4 protein-coding genes and 1 pseudogene are annotated in these 5,405 nt (G+C 64.0%); 4 read left to right on the top strand and 1 reads right to left on the bottom strand.

All coding sequences use genetic code 11. From position 1 onward, the window contains the following. On the top strand, positions 1-710 hold a 710-nt coding region (locus RMN84_RS11630; RefSeq protein ID WP_309612330.1), incomplete at its 5' end, for a VCBS repeat-containing protein. Between the two features lie 190 nt (positions 711-900). Further along, the gene (locus tag RMN84_RS11625; protein WP_309612329.1) at positions 901-3,141 is read left to right on the top strand and encodes an FG-GAP-like repeat-containing protein; all 2,241 of its coding nucleotides are present in this window, start codon (positions 901-903) and stop codon (positions 3,139-3,141) included. A gap of 52 nt (positions 3,142-3,193) precedes the next feature. Here RMN84_RS11625 and RMN84_RS11620 read toward each other — a convergent pair whose 3' ends face one another. Further along, the gene (locus tag RMN84_RS11620; protein WP_309612328.1) at positions 3,194-3,643 is read right to left on the bottom strand and encodes a hypothetical protein; all 450 of its coding nucleotides are present in this window, start codon (positions 3,641-3,643) and stop codon (positions 3,194-3,196) included. 249 nt (positions 3,644-3,892) lie between these two features. Between RMN84_RS11620 and mdh the strand changes: the two genes are divergently transcribed. Together mdh and RMN84_RS11610 are read left to right on the top strand one after the other, a co-directional pair. After that, on the top strand, positions 3,893-4,855 hold the full coding sequence (gene mdh / locus RMN84_RS11615) for a malate dehydrogenase (protein WP_309612327.1): 963 nt from the start codon (positions 3,893-3,895) through the stop codon (positions 4,853-4,855). Beyond that, a pseudogene (locus tag RMN84_RS11610) lies at positions 4,852-5,405 on the top strand (succinate--CoA ligase subunit alpha); the annotation flags it as partial. The gene mdh and the pseudogene RMN84_RS11610, both read left to right, overlap by 4 nt.

The following is a 5,405-nucleotide window of genomic DNA, read 5'->3' as shown; positions in this document are numbered from 1 at the left end:
GCAACGACGACGGCACGGTCGGCGACTGGTTGGGTGCAACCGCCGCTGGCTTCACCGCGAACGGCCAGTTGGTCAGCGTTCCGGCCGACTGGAAAATTGTCGCGACCGGGGATTTCAATGGCGACGGTCGCGATGACATATTATGGCGTAACGACAATGGCTTGCTCGGCGACTGGCTCGGCACGACGAGCGGCGATTTCGCGATCAACGCGACGCTTTATCAGGTCCCGGTGGAGTGGCGCGTGGCCGGGGCGGGCGACTATAATGGCGATGGCTTCGCCGACATCCTGTGGCGCAGCGGTGGCGGCACGGTCGGCGCCTGGCTAGGCAATAGCGGCGGCGGATTCGACATCGTCAGCGCGCTCGTCAACGTGCCGTCTGACTGGCGCATCGTCGCCACCGGGGATTTCAACGGTGACGGCCGGGCCGACATTTTATGGCGCAACGACGATGGCCGGCTCGGCGACTGGCTGGGCGGTGCCGGGGGCAGCTTCGCCATCAATCCCAACCTGTGGCAGGTCCCGACCGACTGGCGCGTCGTCGCCACCGGCGATTATGACGGCGACGGGCGCGACGATCTGTTGTGGCGCAACGACAATGGCTTGCTGGGCGACTGGCTGGGGACGGCGAGTGGAGACTTCGCGATTTCCGCAACCCTGATCGCGGTGCCGCCGAGCTGGCATGTCGAACCGTTCGTATCGCTATTCTGACGAATCGTTCGACCAATCGCGACAGCAAAGACTTTGTTAACCTTGTTCGCATAGCCAACGGAGGTTGGGCGCTCGCGGCGTTCGGCGTGTGGCTGGCGAGGGTGCCGGCGTGCTGCGCCGTTGTCTCGGCTGCCCTCGGATCTCATGTTCGGCCGGATCGGTCGAACCATTGCACAGGATGGTCTTAATCATGGCGCGCATTGTCAGCAGCAGCATTACGATCGGCGCCGGCACGACCGACAGTACGACCGATCCAGCCTTCTCCCCCTTCGACACCAGTTCGGCCACGGACCGACCGGCGTTCATCTATACCAGCACGTCGGCGAGCACGACCTTCGTCAACCATGGCACCGTTACAGTCACCCAGGCGCAGGCGACCAGCGGCTTTCTCGACGGCTTCGTCATCTCCCCGTCTTCGACCGTCAGTGCCCAGAACTTGTTCCAGAACGCGAGCGACGGTCGCTTCGGCGTCACCAGCAACTGGCTGTCGTCGAGCGGCGATTTGACGCTAGGTCGGACGATCGGCTTTTACGCGCCGCAGCAGATGATTGCGTTCCGCAACGACGGGATATTCGTGGTCGCGGCTGCGTCGGGCGAGGCCTATGGCGTCAATGTTTCGGGCGGCGGGCTGGCGGCAGCAGCGACGATCACCAACGGCGGGACGATCACGGTCACCAGTGCGTACGCTGCTGTCGGTGTCTACGGCGCGACATCGGTGGCGTTCGACAATAGCGGGACGATCTCGGCAACCGGGACCACGCTGGCTGAAGGCGTCCACTGGGATACGCTGATCGCGACGAGCTTCAGCAATCGCGGGACGATCTCGGCCACCACGTCGGCCAACTCGACCTATGCGAGCGTCGGCGTGTCGCTCAATCGCGATTTGGCGCCCGCATCGGCCACCACCTATGACCTGACCAACAGCGGGACGATCCAGGCCGAGGTCGCGCTGTTCGCTGATTTCGGCACGACTGCATTGGCCGCCGTCCATGTCATCAACGGTGGGTCCTTGCTCGGTGATGTCCGGCTCAGCAGCGGCAACGATGTCGTCGACAACAGCAACCGCATCGTCGGCGACGTCCAGCTGGGCACCGGCAATGATAGCTATAACGGCACGTCCGGAACGCTCCAGGGCAATGTGTTCGGCGGGGCCGGCAACGACATACTGGTCGGCGGTGTCGGCGCGGAGACATTCTTCGGCGACGATGGCGATGATGTGCTGACGGGCGGCGGCGGGAACGACTCGCTGACCGGCGGAGCGGGGATCAACAGCTTCCGCGACAGCGCGGCCGGCCATGGCGGCGATACCATTACCGATCTTGCGACCAAGGATCATCTGATCTTCACCGACGCCAGCTTGGCGAATTTCACCTTCTCGCTGAGCGGAACGACGCTGAACTATTCGGGTGGCTCGCTGACCCTGGCCAACGCACCCACCGGCCACTTCGTCGCCAGCGCGGTGACCGGCGGCGGGGTCGACCTCCACTTGGTCGCCAATACGGTTGTCCAGGATTTCAACGGCGATGGGCGCAGCGATATTTTGTGGCGCAATGTCGACGGCACGGTCGGCGACTGGTTCGGAACGGCCAGCGGTGGATTGGTTGCCAATGGTGCGCTGCTGACCACGGTTGCCACCAACTGGCATGTCGCCGGGACGGGAGATTTCAACGGCGACGGCAGGGTCGATATCCTGTGGCGCAGCGATGGCGGCGAAATGTCGAACTGGCTCGGCACGGCGACGGGCGGCTTTACCCCCAACAATGCCAATGCCGCCTTGTTGGTTGAGACCAGTTGGAAGATTGTCGGGACGGGCGATTTCAACGGCGACGGGCGCGACGACATATTGTGGCGCAACGACGACGGCACGCTGTCGGATTGGCTCGGCACCGCGAGCGGCGGATATACGCCAAACAACGCCAATTCGCTGATTCAGATTGCGACTCGCTGGCATGTCGCGGGCACCGGCGACTTTAACGGCGACGGCAATTCCGACATATTGTGGGTCAGCGATAGCGGCGAAGTCAGCGACTGGCTGGGCAACAGCGCCGGCGGGTTCAGCGCCAATAACGGCAGCGCCTTCACGCAAGTGGCGACCAGTTGGCATGTTCAGGGGACCGGCGACTTCAACGGGGACGGTCGCGACGACATTCTATGGCGCAACGATGACGGCACAATCGGCGATTGGCTGGGCACCGCCAGCGGCGGCTTCACGGTCAATGGCAGCCTGCTCACCACCATTGCCAACAGCTGGCATATCGTGGCAACTGGCGATTATAACGGTGACGGGCGCGCCGATATCTTGTGGCACAGCGATGCTGGCGATCTCAGCAATTGGCTGGGTACGGCGTCCGGTGGGTTCACCGCCAACAATGCCAACGCACTAACCAATGTCGCCACCAGCTGGCACGTCCAGCCAGACTTTCTGATTTAAATTGTGGAGCGGGCTCCCCGGAGGACGGGACAGCCCGCTTTATTCTGATAGCCTAACGGACGAGGCCGCCCAGAATCTGCTGGATGATCTGCGTACGCGGATCGACCTGATAGATGGTGTTGTCGCGGTAGATGTAGCGATTCTCCGGGTCGAGATCGTAGCGGTTGCGATATTCGTACGGGATTTGATCGTAGGCGGTGTAACTGCCATAACCGTTCGGCACGCGATAGCCGCGACGCCACGCCTGGCCTGGGGGCAGGCAACCGTTGTGCTTTTTCGCGAGGCCAGGCGGGCAATTGCGATACGACGAGCGATAGCCGTAGCGGTTATCCCCGCGACGGTCGCCATCGCTCCAGCGACGATCGCCGTCGTGCCGGTCGCCGAACTCCCGCGACTGCCCTGGGTGCTTGTTGCCGTGGCCGTTGCCACCCTTGTCGGCCAGCGCCGGGCTCGCGGCCAGCGTCGCGGTCGCGGCCGCCGCCAGGATGAGAAACTTTTTCATCGCATTTCTCCGAGAAATACTCGGGCGGTTCGAGTCGCCCAGTCGAGGTAAGAACGACAGGGGGCAGTCATCGTTCCCCCCGTCCCGTTATGGGCACGGCATTTGGGATCCCAAAATCTCACCCGAATAGGTGGATCAATTGTTCCGGCGGTTGCCCCCGGGGGAAGGGGCGGCTAAGCGGGCGCCGTTTTCCCAGTCCCATCCGCGCGGCAATGGCGTCGCGCCCAGCACATTCGGAAAGGGGTTTCGATGGCCCGCAAGAAGATCGCCCTGATCGGCGCCGGCAACATCGGCGGCACGCTCGCCCATCTCGCCGCGCAGAAGGAATTGGGCGACATCGTCCTGTTCGACGTGGTCGAAGGCGTGCCGCAGGGCAAGGCACTCGACCTGTCGCAGTGCGGCCCGATCGAGGGCTTCGACGCCAGGGTCACCGGGTCGAACGACTATGCCGACATCGCCGGGGCCGACGTGATCATCGTCACCGCCGGCATCGCCCGCAAGCCGGGCATGAGCCGCGACGATTTGCTCGGGATCAACCTAAAGGTGATGAAGGCGGTTGGCGAGGGCATCAAGGCCAATGCGCCGGGCGCGTTCGTCATTTGCATCACCAACCCCCTCGATGCGATGGTCTGGGCGCTGCGCGAATTTTCGGGTCTGCCGCACCACATGGTCGTGGGCATGGCGGGCGTGCTCGACTCGGCGCGATTCAGCCACTTCATCGCCGACGAGTTCCAGGTTTCGGTCAAGGACGTGAACACCTTCGTGCTGGGCGGCCACGGCGATACGATGGTCCCGGTTGTGCGCTATTCGACCGTCAACGGCATCCCGGTGCCGGACTTGGTCAAGATGGGGCTCAGCTCTCAGGAAAAGATCGACGCGATCGTCAAGCGCACGCGCGGCGGCGGCGGCGAGATCGTCGCCCTGCTCAAGACCGGCTCGGCCTTCTACGCCCCCGCGACGAGCGGCATCGCGATGGCCGAAGCGTTCCTCCGCGACCAGAAGCGGATCCTGCCGTGCGCCGCCTATGTCGAGGGCCAGTACGGCCTCGACGGGCTGTATGTCGGCGTCCCGGTCCAGATTGGCGCCGGCGGGGTCGAGAAGATCGTCGAAATCGAACTCGACGAGGAAGACAAGGCCGGCCTCAAGGTCAGCGTCGACGCGGTCAAGGAACTGCTGGAAGCGTGCAAGGCGATCGACGGGTCGCTGGCATGAGCATCCTTATCGACCGCAGCACCAAGGTCATCACACAGGGGATGACCGGTGAAACGGGCACCTTCCATACGCAGCAGGCGCTGGCCTACGGCACGCAGTTGGTCGGCGGGGTCACGCCGGGCAAGGGCGGGACGAGCCACATCGGCCTGCCGGTGTTCGACACCGTTGCCGAGGCCGTCGGCCGCACCGGCGCGACCGCGAGCGTGATCTATGTCCCGCCGCCCTTCGCCGCCGATTCCATCCTCGAAGCGATCGATGCCGAAGTGCCGCTGATCGTGACCATCACCGAAGGCATTCCAGTGCTCGACATGGTCAAGGTCAAGCGCGCGCTGACGGGGTCGAAATCGCGGCTGATCGGGCCCAACTGTCCGGGCGTGCTGACCCCGGACGAGTGCAAGATCGGCATCATGCCCGGTAATATCTTCAAGAAGGGCAGCGTCGGCGTCGTCTCGCGCTCGGGCACGCTGACCTATGAGGCGGTGTTCCAGACGACCAACGAGGGCCTCGGCCAGACAACCGCAGTCGGGATCGGCGGCGATCCGGTCAACGG

The sequence above is a fragment of the Sphingomonas sp. genome (assembly GCF_031380695.1).
Taxonomy (GTDB): Bacteria; Pseudomonadota; Alphaproteobacteria; order Sphingomonadales; family Sphingomonadaceae; genus Sphingomicrobium.
The sequence above is the reverse complement of the archived record's forward strand: the minus strand, read 5'-3'. Positions and strand labels throughout refer to the sequence as shown.

Bases quoted from the DNA above. Each gene is read 5' to 3' on its own strand.
- RMN84_RS11620 (WP_309612328.1), bottom strand. From the start codon at position 3,643: ATGAAAAAGTTTCTCATCCTGGCGGCGGCCGCGACCGCGACGCTGGCC.
- RMN84_RS11625 (WP_309612329.1), top strand. From the start codon at position 901: ATGGCGCGCATTGTCAGCAGCAGCATTACGATCGGCGCCGGCACGACC.
- mdh (WP_309612327.1), top strand. From the start codon at position 3,893: ATGGCCCGCAAGAAGATCGCCCTGATCGGCGCCGGCAACATCGGCGGC.